The 21,160-nt window shown below is 44.2% G+C and carries 9 protein-coding genes; 1 reads left to right on the top strand and 8 read right to left on the bottom strand.

Annotated features, from left to right (window positions below):
* Positions 1–10: 10 nt before the first annotated feature.
* Together DWW23_RS01605 and DWW23_RS01610 are read right to left on the bottom strand one after the other, a co-directional pair.
* On the bottom strand, positions 11–3,415 hold the full coding sequence (locus DWW23_RS01605; RefSeq protein WP_122351675.1) for a TonB-dependent receptor: 3,405 nt from the start codon (positions 3,413–3,415) through the stop codon (positions 11–13).
* A gap of 218 nt (positions 3,416–3,633) precedes the next feature.
* A complete protein-coding gene (locus tag DWW23_RS01610) occupies positions 3,634–4,629 on the bottom strand; it encodes a FecR family protein (RefSeq protein ID WP_122351530.1) in 996 nt (331 codons plus the stop codon).
* Between the two features lie 206 nt (positions 4,630–4,835).
* Here DWW23_RS01610 and DWW23_RS01615 point away from each other — a divergent pair, with 206 nt between their 5' ends.
* A complete protein-coding gene (locus tag DWW23_RS01615) occupies positions 4,836–5,417 on the top strand; it encodes an RNA polymerase sigma-70 factor (RefSeq protein ID WP_233564237.1) in 582 nt (193 codons plus the stop codon).
* Positions 5,418–5,492: 75 nt separating this feature from the next.
* Here the strand turns inward: DWW23_RS01615 and DWW23_RS01620 are convergent, their stop codons facing one another.
* The 6 genes from DWW23_RS01620 to DWW23_RS01645 form a co-directional block, all read right to left on the bottom strand.
* A complete protein-coding gene (locus DWW23_RS01620) occupies positions 5,493–7,835 on the bottom strand; it encodes a glycoside hydrolase family 3 N-terminal domain-containing protein (protein ID WP_122351532.1) in 2,343 nt (780 codons plus the stop codon).
* Positions 7,836–7,849: 14 nt separating this feature from the next.
* Positions 7,850–9,235 (bottom strand): alpha-L-fucosidase, encoded by a 1,386-nt coding sequence (locus DWW23_RS01625; protein WP_122351533.1) that lies wholly within the window; start codon positions 9,233–9,235, stop codon positions 7,850–7,852.
* 191 nt (positions 9,236–9,426) lie between these two features.
* Positions 9,427–11,817, bottom strand: coding sequence for a glycoside hydrolase N-terminal domain-containing protein (locus DWW23_RS01630; protein ID WP_122351534.1), 2,391 nt, complete (start codon positions 11,815–11,817; stop codon positions 9,427–9,429).
* A gap of 6 nt (positions 11,818–11,823) precedes the next feature.
* Positions 11,824–14,103, bottom strand: a complete 2,280-nt coding sequence (locus DWW23_RS01635) for a glycoside hydrolase family 95-like protein (protein ID WP_122351676.1) — start codon at positions 14,101–14,103, stop codon at positions 11,824–11,826.
* Between the two features lie 20 nt (positions 14,104–14,123).
* Positions 14,124–17,507 (bottom strand): endo-alpha-N-acetylgalactosaminidase family protein, encoded by a 3,384-nt coding sequence (locus DWW23_RS01640; RefSeq protein ID WP_122351535.1) that lies wholly within the window; start codon positions 17,505–17,507, stop codon positions 14,124–14,126.
* A 164-nt stretch (positions 17,508–17,671) separates the two neighbouring features.
* Positions 17,672–20,854: a glycoside hydrolase family 2 protein gene (locus DWW23_RS01645; protein ID WP_122351536.1), complete on the bottom strand. Its 3,183-nt coding sequence runs from the start codon at positions 20,852–20,854 to the stop codon at positions 17,672–17,674.
* Positions 20,855–21,160 lie beyond the last annotated feature (306 nt).

Genomic DNA, 21,160 nt, shown 5'->3' on the forward strand with positions numbered 1-21,160 from the left:
TCATTACTTATTAAAATGAAACATTAAGACCAAAAGAATACTTCGTCATCAAAGGATAAACAGCTCCACCAGTAGTCAGTTCGGGATCCTGTCCTTTGGCCAGATGATGCTTCGTAAAAAGATCCTCTCCACTGACAAACACTCTGACCTGATTGATCTTTATACGAGTTAACCATTCTTGTGGAAATGTATATCCTAACGTGATATTCTTAATTCTCCAATAAGCGCCATTGGACAAATATTTCGTTTGAGTATATCTGTTACGTGCCGAATTTTCACCGTCGCGTTGATAAATACGCGGGTAATAACTATCTGTTTTATCCGGCATCCAATAATCGAGTGTATTAGCATGCAAAGCCGAGAACTCTCCGCATAAAGGCCATGAAAGCTGGCTGACAGCCCATACGTCTCTTTTTCCTATACCTTGAATAAAGAAAGAAAAGTCAAAACCTTTCCATGCGGCACCACCTGTGATACCAAAATGATACCGTGAGGTATTATTTCCGATTATCTTCCGGTCACCCGGATTATGAACCGTATTCTCTTCCTGAGAAATATCACCGCTTCCATTCAGGTCCTTATACAGAATATCACCAGGATTGGGAGTTGCCGTCCCTTTAATATAAGGTATACCGTCTTTTAGTTTTCCGTTTTTCAAATTGGCATCCAGGGAACCTTCAACGAAATCATCGACTGTATAATAACGGTCTGTTACATATCCCCAAATCTCACCCATTTTCTTTCCTGTATAGAAGTTTGCATCTTTCTCTCCGTCGGCATTCGTATCCCAGTTATTAGCCAGATTACCTGTCGCGTTCTCAAATCGGGTAATAGTCGCCTGCGAATCAAACAGATTAAAGCCGATCGAATAATTTACACTACCTATCTTATCTCTCCAATCCAATTGCAATTCCCATCCCTTAGTCTTCAAATCGGCAGAGTTCATAAAAGGAGCAGTCGTACCCAATACATCCGGCAGGTCAGCTGACGGTCCGAACATATCTTTTGTCCGTCTTACATAATAATCGAATGAAGCAGTAAATCTATTCTTAAACAAACCGAGGTCGATACCACCATTTACTGTCTGCACTTTCTCCCAGGAAAAATTCTGACTAACCAGTCCGGGAGTATTCAATGTCCAGAACTGAGTTTCTCCGCTTCCCAACCAGATTGATTTAGCAGGGCTCATAACCGACAGAAATTGATAAGCCGGAATAACCTGGTTACCGATATTACCATATGTTCCTCTTAATTTCAAATTTGACAGAAAATCAATATTCTTCATAAAGTTTTCCTCTGACAAACGCCAGGCTAATGAGAAAGAAGGGAAAAAACCAAACCGATGTCCGCTTGGAAATTTGGAAGAACCGTCATAACGCCCATTCGTTTCAAATAAATACTTTCCGTTATAATCGTATGTCAAACGATAGAAAGCTCCCAGAATAGCATATTCGGAATAACTATCTTTTCCGTCCAACGTTCCCGTGGCACTGGATATTGAAGGCAGATCCGGATTGATCATATCTGTTTTACTTTCCCAAAGCAACTCATAACGGTTGTTCTCACTATTGAAACCACCTGTTAATGCAAAATTATGCCCTCCAAATTCTTTCTCATAAGAAGCATAAATATTGGCAGCCATATATTGCGTATTACTCATATCCTTACGATAGAAAGAGTTTGTTCTGGTCGACTCCACCAGGAAATTCGTTCCCTGTACGAAATCAGTCTTCTTATCATAACGATCTTTTCTTGTATTTTTCTTGTCGTAGGTGAACTCACCGATAATTTTCAGATCTTTCAATGGGGATACTATTATTTTTCCCAATGCACGGAATACTTCGTCATTCGTTTCAATAGGTTCCAACAGATTGATCAGATTTCTGGGAGTTCTGAAAGGCAACTCTTCATCTCCATTATTATAGTAACCCAACGGAGAATATCCGGGTAAACCTGTCATAATTCCCCACGGATCGCCACCTCCATTTGTATTCGGTGCAGAAGTTTTACCTTTCGCATAGTTGATTGTTAACTGAGCAGTAAGCCATTTTGTAACATCCGAACTTAAATACGAGCTGATATTCATTCTCGTGTACCTGTCTTTATCAGACACGAGTACACCATTCTGATCAGTATAACCAAATGAGAAACGATAAGCAGTCCTGGCTGTCCCGCCATTTACTGAAAGGTTATGCATTTGTTCAAAACCTCCGCCTTTTTGTGTCATATCCTTTGCTATATCATTCAGTCTTAGCTGATAAGGAGTACTCCCCTCCATCGTATAACCATCCGGATATTTTGAGGGATTTTGTTGATATTCATCCAGATAAGACAACCATTTATCCACATCCTGTCCACTCCAGTATGTTGAATAACCGAAATCCTTAAAAGCCTTTACTGTTTCATATACTCCTGCTTTTTCTATCAGCTCATAAGGTTTGCTGACAGTCAGGTTGGTTGAATAATTAAACCTGGGGGTTTCATCCTTACTACCTTTCTTTGCAGTCAATAAGATCACACCATAAGCAGCTCTGGCACCATAGATGGCGGCAGAAGAAGCATCTTTCAAGACCGTAATAGACTCAATATCATTCGGGTTGATCGTATTGATATCTACCGGAACGTTGTCCATCAAAATCAGAGGTTCAGCTCCGGTTATATTGGTCGTTCCACGGATATTGATCTTGCTGCTTGCTCCCGGAGCTGCATTTTCTGTTTTGATTTGTAACCCAGGTACAGCCCCTTCCAGTGCTTTCGACATAGAAGTCACCGGTCGGCTACCTACCACATTATCCATATTGGCTACAGAAACAGCTCCCGTCAAATTCGCTTTTTTCTGTGTACCGTAACCTACTACCACCACTTCATTCAGACTCTGCGTATCTTCTGCCAGAACGACATTTAAGGTTGTTTTACCCTTCAATGCGATTTCCTGTGGCTTATACCCTATATAAGATATGATAATTTCTACATTATCAGAAGGAACTTCCAGCGTAAATCCTCCGTCAATATCTGTAATAGTACCGTTTGTAGTGCCTTTCACTGAAATATTTGCCCCGATGATACTTTCTCCGGTATGATCTTTTACCGTACCTGTTATCTTATGGGATTTCTGTGTGGGTTTAGGAGTCAATAGTATCTTTCTGTTTTCTATTCGGTAGGAATAATCTCTGAATACATCGTTTAATATTCCTTCAATATTCCCCTTTCGAATATTGACATCTACCTTTTTGGTCAAATCGACCTCTTCCGTACTATAAAAGAAAACAAATTCAGTTTGCTTTTCGATGGCCTGTATAGCTTCTTTCAGCGAAACATTAGACAAATGTAAATCAATAGATGCTTTTTGTGCATAACCATTAACCGCTGATAATTGAAGAAAAGTAACAGAGACCAAAAATAGTATTAGTTTCATTTTCCTAAATGAATTAATGTTAAGAAAGGGCATATCATTCCCTCTCGTGGATTTTTTTTTCATATGTTTGTATTGCTTTAAATTAATAAGAAGCTCTCGATTGTCGCATTTTGAGAGCTGATTTTAATTACACATATTAGGCGGATGTTTCCAGCATCTGCCTAATTTTTTCATTTTGACATTTATATCATAGGCTATCAGATTTAAGAAGGTGAATATTATATTTTATAAATAACTATGGTTTCATCTTTTATGGTATAATCGATACGAACCAATATAGACAACATCTTCAGGATTTCCTCTTTCGATTCATTTCGTATCGTCAACGAATACCTGGAATCCAAAGGAACCCCTTGTTTACAGGAAATAGAAATGCCGTACCATCGTTCCATTTTCCGAAGGATAGTGGAAAGACGTTCATCCGCAAAGACTAACTTTTCTGCAGTCCATAATGCATATTCGGCAGCATCTACTCGATCTACTGTATAACGGTTTGTCTGCCTGTCGAGAGATAACTTTTCATTTGGAGAAAGAACACGCCTTTCTCCGTTACTTTTCATCATAACTTCAACTTTACCTGACAACAGAACAGTTTCCGAAATATTTTTCTTTTCATAATTCTGAACATCAAAACGAGTACCCAATACTTTGACCGACATATCGGATGTCTCTACATAAAAAGGAGCTTTTACATTTGGCGTTACCTCAAAATAACCTTCTCCTATTAGTTTTACTTTACGAACTCCCTCTTCAAACTGATCCGGGTAAATCAATTTACTATTACTGTTCAGCCATGCCAATGTACCATCCGGCAATGTCACAGAACCTTTGTGTCCGGGTCCCATAATAGCCTGGTTCATGACAACATTCACTATTTGAGATGTATGTGGTGTACTCTCTTTTCCAATAAAAAATGCCATGGCGGAACAGGCTATCAGCAAAGCGATCGAAGCTGCAATCTTTACCAAACGTATAGAAATACCATTTTTACTCTTTCTATTTTCAAATGCCAGTGCATTTTCCCTGAAACGGCTGAAAGCATTGGCACTCTCGCCATAGCGTGAAGAGACAGCGGCTTCCGATGCAAACCATAAATCTCTCGTTGTGGCAAACTGCCGCTGATTATCTATATTTTCATCCAACCACTCCAGTAATGCTCTCATTTCATTTTCCGTAGCAGTTTGATTCAAATATTTTATAATAATATCTTCCATTTTATTTCTTATTTATATCTAACACATAAATATTTCATTTATCCCTTGCCCGATACTTGAAAATAAACATCATTTAACACATAGTCTGTTACAAACAGTCGAAAGGTCAAAATTCGGATAGAAACTTGTATCGATCTATAAAATAAATATCTTTGTAGAGGAGAAGGCGCTTATTAGATTTGAAAAAAATGCATAACGGATACAACATGACAAAAAATGATACCTTGAAACAAGATTTTATCTTTTTCGAGGATTTATTTCATATCTATTATTGTCCGTTACTTGCATTCGCTAATAAATATACGAATGACAAACAAGCTTCGGAAGATATAGTTCAGGATGTTTTTATGGCTTTATGGATGAAACGGGACACGATTAATTTTAATGACCCAATAAAGCCTTATTTGTATAAAGCCACATATAATAAGTCAATCACCTATCTTAATTCATTACAAGAGAATGTCAATATAGACGAGAAAAATATTAAATTACAATTACAGCAAAAAATTATCAGCTACGATCTGCAGGATTCATTATTACTGAAAGAAATATCAGAAGAAATCATTTCATGTGTAGATACGTTGCCCGAGCAATGTCGTAAAGTTTTTCTGTTAAGCCGTGGACAAGGGTTAAAAAATAAAGAGATTGCTTTACAATTAAATATCAGTGAAAAAACTGTAGAAGGGCACATTAGTAAGGCCTTGGCTGAGATTCGATCACATCTTAGAAAACTGGACTTAATGCCTGTGGTCGGATATATCTTATATCAATGTATAGGCATCTCTTAAAAGAATAATCCCTTATAAAAAATTATAGGGCTACCGCTTTCACTGTAGCCCTAAGACTTTAATCAAAAACAATTGTTATAGTGTAAACTCACCTTCCAGGCGGATATCATCCGAAGCAGCACCGACCATAACTTTAAAATCTCCCGGTTCTACGACCTGTTTCAAATCCATATTATAAAGAGACAACTCTTCTTCACCCAATGTAAATGTAACTTTCTTGCTTTCACCTTTCTTCAAAGTAACCCGCTCGAAAGCCTTCAACAGGATCGGGGCCTGGGAAACAGAAGCTACTTTGTCGCAAATATAAAGCTGTACAACCTCTTCCCCATCGCAGTCACCCGTATTGGTTACCGTACAACTGACTGTTTGCAAAGCATCTTTACCATTTCCCTTCTGCATTTCCAGCTGACCGTATTCAAAGGTGGTATAGCTCAGCCCATAGCCGAAAGCGTACAGAGGAGTTCCTGCTTCTTCTACATAGGCACGTTGCTTTCCCTGCGAATAGAATAACGGCAGCTGCCCTTCGCTACGGGGAATAGAAACCGGCAAACGTCCGGCCGGGTTATAATCACCGAACAAAACGTCAGCTACAGCCGTACCACCCTGTTCACCCGGATACCAGGCAGTCAGCAAAGCCTGTGCTTTTTCTGATGCCAGATTCATGTTCAGGGTACGTCCCTGAATATAAACGACCACCAATGGCTTACCGGTAGCGGCTACCGCTTCCAGCAACTTTTCCTGATCGCCCAACAGGCGCAATGTGCTACGGTCGAAACCCTCACCGCAATCCATATCCGAAAGGATTTGGTTTCCCTCATTCGATACGGTAGCCGCACCTGTTCCGATATACTTCGTTTTAAAATCGCGGGCACTGGAACCACCTACTACCAGAACGACAGCATCAGCCGCACGGGCAGCTTCTACCGCAGCTGGTATATTACTGGTCGTTACATCACGAATGGCACATCCTTTTACATAATTGACTTTCGTGGAAGGAGACACCGCTTTCCGGATACCATCCAGGATAGTCACTATTTCTTCCCGTTCCTGTGGAGCCGTATAATCGCCTAGCTGGTTATACATCATATCGGCATTCGGGCCGATCACAGCAATACTTCCGATATTTTTCTTCAATGGCAACACCCCCTCATTCTTCAGCAGGACGATACCTTCACGCGCTACTTCACGAGCCAGCTCCTTATGCGTCTTCGAACGTACTACCTGTTTGGCCTGTTCGGGAGAAACATACGGATTTTCAAACAATCCCATACGGAATTTCAAACGAAGCACATTAGCTACCGCCCGGTCGAGATCATTCATTGTGATAGCGCCTTCTTCCAATGCTTTCCGGAGATTCTTACCATAGGCATTTCCGCCCAGGTCCATATCGAGACCGGCCTTCAATGCCAACACGGCTGCTTCCTTATTATCCTTTGCGACCCGGGCACCTACGATCCCTTCGATACTTGTCAAATCAGAATAGACAAATCCCTTAAATCCCCACTGTTTACGAAGTACATCGTCCAGCAGATATTTATTAGAAGTACAAGGGATACCGTCGATTGAATTGTAAGAGGTCATGATCGTTCCCACACCAGCTTCGACAGCTTTCTTGAAAGGAGGCAGATAATCGGAAAAGAGTTGGCGCATACCTACATTGGCACGTGCTCCGTTATGTCCGGCTTCAGGTATCCCATAAGCGGCAAAATGCTTCAAAGTGGAAAACAAATGTTTACCGTCACTCTGGTTGTTCCCCTGCATGCCTTTCATAAAAGCAACACCTAAATTAGATGTCAACACAGGATCTTCCCCGAAAGTTTCCTCCATACGCGACCAACGCGGTTCACGGGCAATATCCAATACCGGACCATAGCCGATGTTAGCTCCCTGCGAACGGGCTTCCAGAGCGATCGCTTCTCCCATTTTATACATCAGATCCTCATTCCAGGTACTTGCCTGTGCCAGTGAAGTCGGAAAAACAGTGGTCCCGATAGCCATGTGTCCGTGCGGACATTCTTCGGCAAACAGCACCGGTATTCCCAAACGGGTTTCTTCCACAGCATATTTCTGTAAAGCGTTCAAAGCCTTAGCCGATAATTCGGGGTTCAAACCCGTCTCCAATGTCTTTTGTGTCCAGGGATCGGCACGTAGAACAGCCCAGAAGGAACCGATAGGCATCGCCTGCATCCGCTCCTTATATAATTCGGAAGGAACAACGCCGTTAGCTGTTTTCGTATACATTTCCCAACCCAACGGACAGCATAGTTGCCCGACTTTCTCTTCGACGTTCATACGCCCTATCAGGTCGTTTATTCTGTCTTCAATAGGGGCCGTCGCTTGCTTATATACCGGTTGCTGGGCCATAACCTGCCCGGCACAAGCAATCAGGCCGATCAATAAAGATGTTGTTTTACTCATATAATTATATTGTTCTATTTTTTAACCGTAAACTGCAGAGCAATCGGTTCATTCTTTAATCCTTTCGGTAGAGAGACTTTTACTTTGCCGTCTTTGTTTGTATACTTCACCGTTTTGTTTCCTTTCAGCATTTTCATCTTACCTGTCGGAATGTTTCCGGACCACTCGATTGTTTCAGGTAAGTTTTCTCCTTCCGGCAAAGCGTAAACAGCATATAAGGTTTTACCGTCTTTATCGGCAGTAAACCAAACATTGCCATCATTATAAACCGGAGTGATGCGGGTATTATAAATCGCTTTTCCATTTACTCTCAACCAGTCACCGATAACATGCAGGCGTTCTGTTACTGCATCTTCGATAGTTCCTTGCGGAGTCGGACCGACTCCCAATAACAAACAGCCACCCTTCGCAGTAATCTCTGCCAAAAGACCAATCACTTTAGTTGGAGATTTATATGGCGCATTAGGAACCCATCCCCAATCATTACTCAATGTAATACAGCTTTCCCACGGATTATTCAATTGCGTTTCGGGGATGCTACGTTCCGGAGTCTGATAATTCTCATTTCTTCCGCGGATCGTACGGTCAACAGAGATCAACCCCGGTTGTGTAGAAGTACGTACCTTCGCCAGCAACTTATCCAGATTGACATCCTCACCGGTCACCCAGCCGCCATCCAGCCAAAGGATATCGAAATTGCCATAATCGGTCATCAGTTCATCCATCTGATTATATGTAAAGTCCTGATAGTTTTTCCACCAGTCCGGATGGTTTTCCTTCTTATAATTCTGACGGCGGTTCGCTGTTGCGAAATAAGGATTCCAGAACCATTCGCAATGCCAGTCCGGCTTAGAGAAATAACATCCGATCATAAAATCTTTCTGACGAAAAGCATCGAAGACATGACGCGCCACATCTTTTTTCGGATCAATACCGAAAGGACCGTTTGCTATGGAAAAATCCGTATACTTCGAATCGAACATACAGAAGCCATCGTGATGCTTCGTTGTAAAAATCATATATTTCATTCCTGCATCCTGCATGATATCCGCCCATTTAGCGGGATCGAACTGTGTCGGATTTAAAGAATCCTTCAAGCCATAATACCACTTCTTGTATTCATCGTATGTCATATCTTTCTTGCGGGAGATCCAGTCTACGTCCTCGGAACAGATGGACCATGACTCTACGATACCGGGAACAGAATAAAGTCCCCAATGGAATAAAACACCGAACTTTTGATCTTGCCATTTATCCAGTTTATCCAAAACCTTTTGATCTGTAGGCCATTCATAGTCGGTTGAACGTTCGTGAACAAAACCTTGTACCTGTTGGGCGTTTACATTCATCGTCAAAACCGCCCCAGTCAGACAGCCGAATAGTGTTTTCAGGATTTTCATAAAATAACCGTTTTAATTATTGTACATTATTAATTTTTCGTTTAAGTCTACTCTTAACGGGGATTAAAAAAGCACGGCAAGATACAGAAAATATCCTAAAAACCAAAAATGTAACTCTGACAATATGTAACAAAAAAGATGTACGGATCTCATTACCGATCCGTACATCTTCACTCTATTAGCTATTCTATTTATTCCAGAGAACCGTCCAATATAACAGTTTCTCCTTTTACCAGTTTTACCGCTTTAACGATACCGCCATAGCGGACAGGAATAACCTCATCCTTCTTCGTCCGGTCTGCTTTTATCACAGCTTTAGTCAGTTTTCCGTCTTTCCAGAAAATATCCACTTCGTAACCTCCACGAGCCCGTAGGCCGGTAACGGAACCGGCAGGATATTTAGCCGGTAAGGCAGGCAACAGGCTGATCTCACCGGCATGACTCTGCAACAGCATTTCAGTTATAGCCGTTGTTATCCCTAAATTGCCGTCTATCTGCCAGGACTTCATAAACTCACAAGTCAGGTTCGGAGATAATGCCAGATCGAAATGGCGGTCGATCACACGTTGTACGCTGTCCGGTTCCTCAAAACGAGCCCAATAGACAGCAGGGAATGTTCCCGTCCAACTACCGCTATTATAAGAATAACCGGGACGACGATAATCGATCGTTTTTCTAAAAGCCTGGGCCAATTCCGGAGTCCCTCGCAAGGTAATCTGATTACCGACGGCGAATGCCCATCCATGTCCTACCTGGCCGCTCGCCGGATTGGAAGGTTCCCAATCATCGTTCCATTCCTGTAACTGTCCTGTTCTAGGACTGATTTTCATAGGAGCCAGTTTAGCATACGCTTTGGAAACATCTTCTTTGAAAGCACCGTCATTCAAAATATCAGCCGCTTTCATGGTATTCTCAAACAATGCACGGATGATCTGCATATCCTGCGCCGAACCGATACAAGCCCAACCGGTCTCTCCGTCCGGCTTCACAAAGCCATTCTCAAAGGATTCGGAAGGACTTGTCACCAGATAGCCATCCCTGTCGGTCTGAAGATTATCCAGATAAAACAAAGATGCATTCTTCAACAGGTCATAATGATCCTTTAGAAAATCTTCATCCAACGTAAACAGATAATGTTCCCAGATATGCTGGCAAAGCCACGCACCGCCCACTTGAAACAAGGAGTACAATCCGGTTCCTCCTACCATCCAGGTAGTCCGCCAGATATCCAGATTATGATGTGCCATCCAGCCACGGGAGTTATACAGGTTCTTTGCCGTTTTCGCTCCGTCGACCGATGTTTCCCGGATCATATCGAACATCGGGGCATGGCATTCGGACAGGTTCGTGATCTCTGCCGGCCAATAATTGATTTCCGCATTACAGTTGATCGTCCAGTTCGCACTCCAGGCGGGTTGCATATCCTGATTCCAGATACCCTGCAAATTAGCCGGTTGCGACCCGGGACGGGAAGCAGAGATAAGCAGATAACGTCCGAACTGGAAATACAAAGCAGTAAGAGCCGGATCCATGCCCGGTTTGTAGTCTGCAATCCGTCGGTTTATTGGTAAAGCAGCTTCCGCCGATTCTCCCAGGTCAATGCTTACCCTCCCGAACAAAGAAGCATAATCAGCCACATGTGCTTTATACAGGTCGGAATACTTCTTTGCCTCCAACGAAGTAAGATATTTCCGGCAAATCGCCTTTTCATCTTTTCCATTCGTATAAGGGTCTTTGTCAAAACCGTTAAAACTGGTTGCCGCCACAAAAGCCAGAGTAGCGGAAGTTGCCTCTTTCACATGCAGCTTATCGCCTGAAGGAGTAACCGATCCGCCTTCCTGTTTAACCAACAACCGCCCTTCAAAACGCATTCCTTTTCCCTCTTTATATACCGGAGGATGGACGCCCGTATAATTAGGATCGGTATGATAAGGAGCCTGTCCGTCAATCACAACCTGATCATCTTCTACTTTTACTCCGCTCTCGATCTGGCTTCCCAGACCGGCAGTAAATTCAATAGCGTTCTTCTTATCGGCCGAGATATTCATCACAATAGCCTGATCGGGATACGAAGCAAATAACTCCCGTTTATAATTTATCCCGTTCTGTGCATAGGTGATCGTCACCACTCCACGGTTCAGATCCAGTTCCCTTCTGTAACCAGAAACGTTCCCATCTCCCGGCCATTCCAACAGAATATCGGCAAGAGGCATATAATTCTGATTCCAGGGACCGAGCAAATTGGCATCGATCACTTTCTGTGCTTCCTGATTCTTTTCTTCCAACAACAACTTGCGTATCTCCGGAAGGACCTTGTAGGTTCCTGGCCGTTGCAAATCACGCGGTTCACCACTCCAGAACGTATCATCGTTTGTTCGGATAGTATCCCGGGTAACCCCGCCATACACCATTCCCCCCAAACGTCCGTTCCCTATCGGGGTCGCTTCATACCAGGATGCCGCCGGTTTATCCATATAAAGGATTGTCGAAGAAGTCTGCTTTGCCAGAGGAGGATCTCCGGCACAAGCCAATAGTGTTGTCGGCAGTAGCCACCAGACTATTTTTGCAAAAGTGTTTCTCATGAATAATTAATTATTTATCTCTATCCACTCTCCTTTGCGTGTATCAAAAGAAAGAATACCGTTCTCATTCGTAACTTCACCGGCATTTCCGGTGACAACCACTTCATCCGTCCCGAACGGCGAAGCGATCCGGATGGTACCGCCCTGCTCCGGATAGATACGGAGTTTGGTAATCTTGCCGTCCTGCTTTTCTGCCGAGATAAGGAAAGCACCCATAGCACGTAAGTTATCGAACGAAACGTTCGACCAACCGGCAGGGATTGCCGGGAATATCCGGATAATACCTGTATGGCTCTGCAACAGCATTTCCTGGATACCGGAAGCAAAAGCAAAATTTCCTTCCAACGTGAACGGGCGATAAGTAAATTTCGATTTGCCTGTCTTTGTCTGATCGCCGTTCGCATGGAATGTATTTCGGAGACAGAAACATTCGGCAAATGTACGCAGTTCCTGTGCGGCACCTTCGCCATCGAAAGCACGGGCTTTCATGTTACCACACCAACTATATGAATAGCCAGTCCAGTAATCAGGACCATAATCCTCTAATTTCTTAATTGTAGCCCGGATGATCTTCTGCGATTTTTCTCCCTGGCTCCAATCCAGTAATCCCAGCGGATGAATAGCCATCGCATGAGAGAAATGACGGTGGGACTGATCGTATGAGAAACCTTTTGCAAAGGTCAGGGCACCCTCTTTATCCGTATTCAGTTCCGGTAATTGTTTATTCAGTTCCTGCCAGTGAGCGGCCTCTTCCGGGATATTCAATTCACCTGCCAGCTCTGAAGCAGCGCTGAAAGCGAACTTCATTAAGGCCAGATCATAATTGGTCATATCTTTGAACCAGGCATTGATCGAATTATCGTATATCTCCGGACTGGAACTCATCGTCAGTTTACGGATACCCTGCGCATCCACTACAGATATCTGCTCCAGGAATGTAGCAACCTCTTTCAGGAAAGGATACGCACGATCTTTCAGAAATTCACGATCCATCGAATACTTCCAGTGAAGATAAAAATGTTGTGCCAGCCATGCTCCGGCAGTCTGCGACATAGAATACTGGATCCATCCTCCCATCGGCACGCCCTGCAAAGTACAGACACCGGGCACATTCATACCATCCGTTTCAAAATACTGCCGGGTATATTCTTTGTAGACATCCCTTTGATTCCATAACGTATTCAGATAACCCAGGCCTTCTTTCAGATGATTGCCCGTATAAGTCGGCCAGTAACTAAGCTGGGTATTCAGGTCATGGTGATAGTCTCCCTTCCAGGGTGGTAACTTACCATTATCCGCCGTCCATACCGCCTGCAAAGAGATCGGGTAAGAATCCTCACGGGTAGCAGAACCGTATTTATACATTTCATTGTCATATTGTTTCTGTAAAACAGGATCGGGAAGTGTTACGGAAGACTCTGCCCAGTAATTCTTCCAGAAACTCAGATGAGACTGATAATCCTGATTTACACCGCGTGTCATCGCTTCCTGCGTTTTATCCGACGCCTTATCCTGTTCCAGCGAAGATGTCACGCTCCACACTCCGCAAAGAGTCTTTCCTTTTTGCTCCCAGCGTACATTTACATCATACGAAAAACCATTCCAGCCTTCCTGGTGATAGGTAATCTGGTTGGCTTCTTCATTTATCACTCCCTGGTTGTATCCGAGACGGCGTAAATCCTGTCCCTCTACAGAGTTACCCGCTTCCGATCCACCTGTACTATATTTAGGAGAGATCAATGTTGGAGTTATCGATGACGGTAAATTCTCAAAAACAAACCAGCCGACCGGCTCAGTAGCATGGACAAAGGTTTTCAATGTCGTTCCGTTCTCCCAGACCGCTTCACAAAGTGCATTATTCAGATACAAACGAACATCGGACGGAGAACCCAGTTCTTCCAGAGAGAACTCCAAAGCCGCCCCCGGTATCTTGGACGGAGCCGGTTGCTGGTCATAAGGCCAGTCATACTTCTTCTGTACCGGCAGGTAATCCCCTTTCATCACCTGCTCACGAACCCAGGCGAACCGGTTATTCGGTCCGGAAATGCTATCCATCGGACGAAGATCCCAAAGATCCGTCCTGTCCAGTGAAAAGCGTAACGCCGAATCTCGCTGCCACACCAGGGCACCGACTGTCGCATTTCCCAACGGCATTCCTTCATCCCAGGTCTTTGCCAGATCCGGGAACTGCAGATCGCTCTCCGATGGTACCACCGGCAGGTCTACAGATACATTACAGGCTGTCAGCAGCCATACACTTCCTATCAGTAATAAGTTTTTCTTCATAATATAATACATCTAAAATTCTATTTTATCAACTCTCCTTTTATTCCGAAATCATCGATAACCAGCAATCCATTCCCCTCTTTTACTACGGCAATATAAAAATCCGTACAGTCCGGAGTCGTGAAACGGACATTACATTTTCCGGGACGATTCAACTCATAGGAAAAGACCTCCTTACCGGTCGACAAGGATTTGCCGACCACCTTATAAACATCCTTGGTATCTACCTTGTAATCAAATTCGACTTCATATTCCTGCCCCGGAGCGAAACGGATCATCGAAGGAGAAGTACGATATACCTCCCCGTTTCTTTCGCGCCAGGTAGCCAACGACCAATTCCCATGGATTGTATTATCCGTATAAACATCGTGTTTTTGGGACAGATGAGTGGTAAATGCACTGGGCTGACAAGCGATAAAAGGTCCCCATCCCTCATCGACATGTTCAAAATCTTCAAAATAATCATAACCTGTTTTCTGTGCTTGGGGACATTCCACCAGACGGACATCATCGAAACACACGGCAGCTGTATCCTCCGAAGCTATGCCTCCATTCAATGAAAGAACAATCTCTTTTTCGCCTACCGGCATACGGAATGGTATCTTCAAGCGCTGCCAGGTTGTTCTGAAACGATCCGTATTATCCGTAAAATTCATTACACGGCTTTCCGAGATGGAGGTCCGTTCACTCAGCGTTTCCCCACTTTGTATCGCCAGCACCGCCTCTTTCCGGCCGATGACATTTACCCAAACAGAAGCGACATATTCCTTACCCGGTATCAATCCGTTTACTACCTGGCTGACACCAGCTGCATCCATTCCTTTTATTTCCAGATAATCCTGCCCGTAGACTGTTTCCCTGACAGCCAAAGCATCCGTAGCTCCCTGTTTCTTCCAATAGTCGAATGACTGGCTATCGAAGCCGGTATCTTTCACCGGACTACCCTCGCTCCAGATCATTTCCGGTAAAGGAGCCATCTCCTGCTTATAAACAACATATCCTTTGTCCGGAAGAGCATCTATCTCTATCTGACCGTTACGGACAGGAAGAGTCCCCGCCAACTTACGCCCCAGATCGCTCAACTCATACAAATAAACCGTTTCCTGTTGCTTCCAGGATGCCGGTAACTGCCAGGTCGTTTTCCCTCCCCGCACATTATAATGGTAGATCTTTTCTTCTGTTTCCGGATTCCAGGGAATGAATACACAGTCTCCCGTCATTAATATCTGTCCTTCCCTTTTAATTAGCGTACCGTTCTTCCCGTCACCAACTGCAAGCAAGCCACCCTGTAATACTGCACGTGCCGTATCCAATTGTAACACCGGATAATGCATCAAATATCTGTAAGGTAACTGTTTGGTAAAAAAGTTACGAATCACACCTTTAAAATCACGTCCTTTCTGCCAACCCATAAAACCGATCTCCGCTCCCCGGTTATATCCTCCGAGTAAAGCCGGATGAACCGCGTACCCGTCCCGGTACTGATGGTGAACAAACCGGTGTATCAAACTTTTAGCCTCCGGATTATAATGAATCCACACAGCCTCTTTATCAAACACATCTGCATCTTCCGTCCATACAGCCCAGCCATTCCGGTTAAATAATCCGGCAGTCCGATGAGCCAGCCAACGGTATTCCCGGTACGTATCGAGATAAACAAAAGACAGGTCGGGCACATCTGTTTTCAACCGGTTCAAACGCTCCTCAAAAGTTCCTGCCAACATATCCGCCTCTTTATTCAGGAAATAAGACTGGTCCAGCCAGCTCCATGCAGGCATATCCGTCACAATCCGGTCATTGAAAGCTCTCGCTTCCGGGTAAGATTCACTATGATTGATATGAACTCCGATATGAGCATTGTATTTCCGGGCTTCTTTTGCCAGGAACGCCAGATCGTCCTTTCCTCCGGCCCGTTCATTATAATTACCGGAGTAGTCCGGATGAGCACTGTCATGTCCTTCGCTCTGATATCCTTTCAATTCGAGCATCTGTCCGAAACCATCGGTCGCCAGGTAAAATTTCTTGATGTTATCCAGCTGGCGAAGAAACGGGTATTGAGCACAACTGGCAAAGTTCATGGTGATCGTAGCATACGAATTCTGTATCCTATCCACACCGAAAGGAGCCGGATAGACTCTCTGCAAGGCGATTGCCCCGTCCTGCCAGTCAACTTTATTATCCTGGTTACAATCATCGGAGAGGATTACTTTTATATAAGGCAGATCGACCGCTTCGCCGTCATGCCCCCGGTAAATCCACTCGTTTCCCCAGATACCGGTAACTACCGGACCGGGTGTCTGCACCGATTGGTATAAAAACTGACGGGTAGTGTACATGGAATTACTTTCAAGAGTCGCCACCAACTTATCCGAGTTCAGCAACAGGATGGAGCCGTATTGACAAGTGTTATCGACGGATTTCTCTTTTAACGGATAGAATCTGTCCTTATGCACATTATCGGCTATGGATAAACAACTTCCCGGAACAGTCTCCGGAACAGATACCAGATTATGATCCGGGAAAGCCAGCGTCTTTACTTTGAAATCATCTCTTTCTTCTATTCCGGTTACGGATAGCTGAAATACGTTATCGGTCACCTGACAGCAGACCTTTATCGTAATCCCTATTTCTTTCACTTTTAACGTATACAATACCCGGTCGGCCTCCGTTTGGCTTGTCACCTGAGGCAAATAATGATCACCATTGATCTGGATAGCTTTTACATCAAAAGGTTGTCCGTCCAGCCGGGACTGATTTTCTTTCCAAAGATAAGACTGAACGGATGGAAAATCTTTATTCAACAGTACCTCCATCCGGGATGAAGATAAAATATAACTGCTTTTCTTCTTGGCAATCTCCTTCTTAGGCTCTTTCACCTCCCGGCAAACGACATTGGATATTTGTACATTTCCCTTATCATGCACACGGAACCCTGTCCGACCGGATGAGAGAGGAAGATTTGGTATGTATTTATGAGCAATCTGCTCCCCGTCTACATATACTGTCAGCGTGCGTCCGATACAATTCACTTTGATACGGCGCAAATGCCGGGCATACAATTTTGCGATATCACGGGCAATCTCTGTCTTACCGTCCGGTGTTTCCACGTACCAGAAGGCAAATCCAAGATGATCCGTTGCCTTATCACATCCCACATATATCCAGTCGTTTTCATTTACATAACGGAGCAACACACCCACCTGTGCGGACGAGTTCTGCGGCAACAGGTCGAACTCGACCGTACTATTGACAGCCGAAAAGCCATCTACCCATGCCAGGCTATCCTGTCCGCTTTTCAAATACCAGGTATACGAAGAATCGTTTACTCCTTTCTCCGGTTGCAGAGAAGCATAAGAAGTGACTGAGATCAAACAAAAAGCCCCTATGGTTAGGATTTTATTCATCTATTTCAAAATTTATAGTGCTTACATGATACATTACCTGAATATACAAAGATAAAGAGTGAAAATATATAAGAGAAACATATTTCCACTCTCTTTTCCCAAATCTCGTATTTTGCAAAATATATCACCTATTTTGCAAACATCAGGTACGGATCACTCCTTTTTCATTCTTCCATAATAGCCACCTTCGAGATGACCAGATCCGGTCCATTCTTGACTTTCGCCTTGAAACGGAGGATACCGTCGTTGGAGTCCTCGCGCATAATATGCAGTTTCACCCACGACTCTTCCTTATCTTGTTTGCCGGATTCGTAATCACGACCTTCAAAAACCAGATGTCCCGTACGTCCTTTCTTATCCTTGTCGGCAAAACAGACATATAGGGAACCGATAATTCCCGGCGGACACTCGATGGTCAGTTCCATCTCCTTACCCTGCCAGTCCGGAGATACTTTCCAGGTCGTTTTCTTGTTGGCAAATGTCTTGTCCGGATCTGTGCAATCGATATACAACAAAGCATTACTGAACTCGCCCGTTACCGTACTTTTCAGCGGTTCGACAAAAGTAAACATCTTCTGCAGCGAAGGAATATCTTTCTCCTGTGAAGGGTTGAAATCCTCTGAATTCATATAATGCAATATGCTCTTCTTCAACTGCCGGGCTGCCGGGTTCTTGTCATCTTTCAGATCGAAGCCGCAAACAAGCAATTTACCCTTGCCCACTTTCAGTTCAAAGATAGCGGCCAGCTTGTTATTCCGATGAAAATCATCCACCGGCTGTGCGATCGGCTTATAATCTTCCGGATAATCATTTATATAAAACGCCCTCGCATCCTTATAGACAGACTGCCATTGCCAGTCGCTATGAGAGTCGGTAGGGAACTGCGCAAACAACGGATGTTTATCGCGGACCACCATCCCGATCGTATTCTTTCCCTGGCCGGGGAAGAAAGTCAACGACCAATATAAAGGATAGTAACTGATCTTATCGCATGTTTCCTCTGTACCCAATGCTGCCGCCTGCAAAAGCACTTTCTCTCCTTTTTCAAGACGTTTGATACATTCCGCATCCATCCGGTCCGTTATATAAACGGTTCCTGCCGGCTCTTTCCGGAGATCCGCAGACGGGTTTACCGACGGATATACCCAGATATTCCAGCGATTGGCTATCGCCCGTCCCTGCAAACCAACTTCGATCGTCAGCTTTTGAGCAGTAGTAACCTGTGACAAGTCACAACTGATTTTTCCTCCCAATTCCGAACTTCCGGCAGGCCAACATTGTGGAGCCGTTTCCCCGGAAGCGATCAGGTTACTGTTCGCATCCTTTATTTTCCAGTAAAGGCCATCTTGCAAATCTTCCGTCCCGTAATGCGCCAGTTGCATCCCGGCAGTAAACGGTTCCTTGTTCTCCCAGACATATTTCGGCAGACGCAACAGAGCGACTGTCGTATCATGGTGCGCCCGGAATTGTTCGGGTGTGGTAATTCCTTTGCTATCATAAAAAACATCCAGCCATCCGATCAGCGCTTCCCCTTGTCCCTGATAATCCTGCATGCTGAGCAACTGGATTCCGGCACAGGAAGGGGTACGCAGGAAAGATTCTATCTCATATTTATACATGATCTGGTTGAGGGCACCCGAAGCTGCGACAAACTCTTCGTTCTGCTCTTCGATCCCGTTCTTACGTGCCTGCTCACGAAACTCTTCAAAATTTCTAGCTTTCAGGACACCGGTGTATTTCTTTATCTCCTCCCATTTTGGATAGACCGGCCATTGTCCGATCTCATGGGAAAGGATAGGTATATCCGATTTGGAATAAACATCTTCAAAGTCCCAGGCAGTGGAAGCTCCTCCGCGCAAACCGCGTGTACTACCCAAGCCATCGATATAATGGGTAGCCATATATTGGTCGACCGGCATGACTTTACGGGCGGTCGATACAGCATACAAACGGCGGGAGTCTTTTTCCCGTAAAGGCTTCATCCACGATTCCATTACTTCAAAATCGGAATTGCCCAACTCATTACCGATACATTGCATCACAAAAGAGGGATGATTACCGTAGGCATCGATCATACGGACCAGTTCCTGTTGTACATAACGGTCTGCCGACGGATTTTTCCCCAATCCCTGCGGATGACCTTTCGTATCCATTTCTTTCCGTTCCTTTTGCTCGACAGACATCCACCAGTCTATCCAGATCGTTTCAGCCTGGATATAGATACCGATCCGGTCGGCAGCTATAAAAGCGGCTTCGGGCGGACACCAGGAATGGAAACGGACATGATTCAGTCCGTAGTCTTTATAGATACGGAAGATACGCTCCCAGTCCTCAACCTTACAGGAAGGATAACCGGTCAGCGGGAAATGGACACAATCGAGGTTTCCACGCAGGAATACAGGTTTTCCGTTGATCAGTATCTTCGATTTGGAAGAAGTTACTTCACGGAAACCGAATTCTATCTCACGGGTATCGTATATTTTCTTTTTATCCTGTACGGTAACTTTCAATTGATACAAATGCGGGGTAACATCATTCCATAGCTTGATGTCAGTTGGCATCGTAGCCTGGAAGTCCAGCACATTCGCACCTTTCTGTAAAAGCTGTTCGGTTGTCCGGGTGAAAACGACTGCTCCACTCTCCCGCTCCGACAGTTGCCAGGAGATACGGGCATCCACTTTCTTGGCAGATGTGTTCATGATGGTATCCGTTACCTGCAAAGTACAAGGAGAAACCTTTGTGAATAACTGCAGATTAGAGAAATGGACGGCTTCGACTGCTTTTAACTGCAAGCGACCCACCGCACCGTTCCAGATACTTTGTGTATATTCGGTATAGACATGGCCTTTATCGCCGATGTTATAAATCAGGTCATTATCGATACGGATCGTCAGACGGTGTTTCCCGGGAGACAAATAACCGAGGTCATGGTAATGGGGAGTAGAGAGCGCATCCTGCACGGATACTTCTTTCCCATCTACAAAAACACGCGACTCCCATAAGACACGTTCCAGTTCCATCCGGATATGTTTTCCGTTCCATTCGGATGGGATTTCAATTTCTTTCGAATACCAGGCAGGAGCATAGTATTTATAGGCACGTGTCAGTATGCCGAAATCAGAACCGGTAGTTTTTTCGCCATACTGCGCTTCGTCGGTTGTACCCGGCAAAGTTATATGATCAGTGAAAGAGGTCCCCTGCCAGTTTTCTTTCAATCCCTTGTCTTCGGGATCGAGCCTGAACTGCCAGGTTCCGCTTAGAGATTGAGAGTTTTGTATCTGTGCAAAGGCCGATACATACAAATTTACTAATAGAAAAAAGATTACTTTAGAGAGTTTTTTGTTCATATATATCTTGTTATTGCTAAAGGTAAATATTTTTGTTATTATCAGAATCAAATGTTTCAAGATTGTCAGTTTGAGCTATCCCCTTATCAAAGAGACTTCGCTATTACAAGTTCATTTGCCGTCTGCTTCAGCTGACGGTTTAGTAAATGATCTATTTCTTTGGACTTTAGTCCCATTTCAAACACACTCTCCATGCTAAGAGAAATGTGGCTAAAGCCAAAAAGAGAAACAACTTGTAATCCGTCAGCTGAAGCAGACGGCAAATAAACCTGCAACAAGACTTGTCTTAGTGAGGACTTAGCTTAT

The organism is Parabacteroides sp. AF14-59, from assembly GCF_003479515.1.
Taxonomy (GTDB): Bacteria; Bacteroidota; Bacteroidia; order Bacteroidales; family Tannerellaceae; genus Parabacteroides; species Parabacteroides faecis.

Coding starts and splice junctions, on each gene's coding strand:
- DWW23_RS01605 (WP_122351675.1), bottom strand. CDS start 3,415: ATGAAACTAATACTATTTTTGGTCTCTGTTACTTTTCTTCAATTATCA.
- DWW23_RS01625 (WP_122351533.1), bottom strand. CDS start 9,235: ATGAAAATCCTGAAAACACTATTCGGCTGTCTGACTGGGGCGGTTTTG.
- DWW23_RS01635 (WP_122351676.1), bottom strand. CDS start 14,103: ATGAAGAAAAACTTATTACTGATAGGAAGTGTATGGCTGCTGACAGCC.
- DWW23_RS01610 (WP_122351530.1), bottom strand. CDS start 4,629: ATGGAAGATATTATTATAAAATATTTGAATCAAACTGCTACGGAAAAT.
- DWW23_RS01630 (WP_122351534.1), bottom strand. CDS start 11,817: ATGAGAAACACTTTTGCAAAAATAGTCTGGTGGCTACTGCCGACAACA.
- DWW23_RS01645 (WP_122351536.1), bottom strand. CDS start 20,854: ATGAACAAAAAACTCTCTAAAGTAATCTTTTTTCTATTAGTAAATTTG.
- DWW23_RS01615 (WP_233564237.1), top strand. CDS start 4,836: ATGACAAAAAATGATACCTTGAAACAAGATTTTATCTTTTTCGAGGAT.
- DWW23_RS01620 (WP_122351532.1), bottom strand. CDS start 7,835: ATGAGTAAAACAACATCTTTATTGATCGGCCTGATTGCTTGTGCCGGG.
- DWW23_RS01640 (WP_122351535.1), bottom strand. CDS start 17,507: ATGAATAAAATCCTAACCATAGGGGCTTTTTGTTTGATCTCAGTCACT.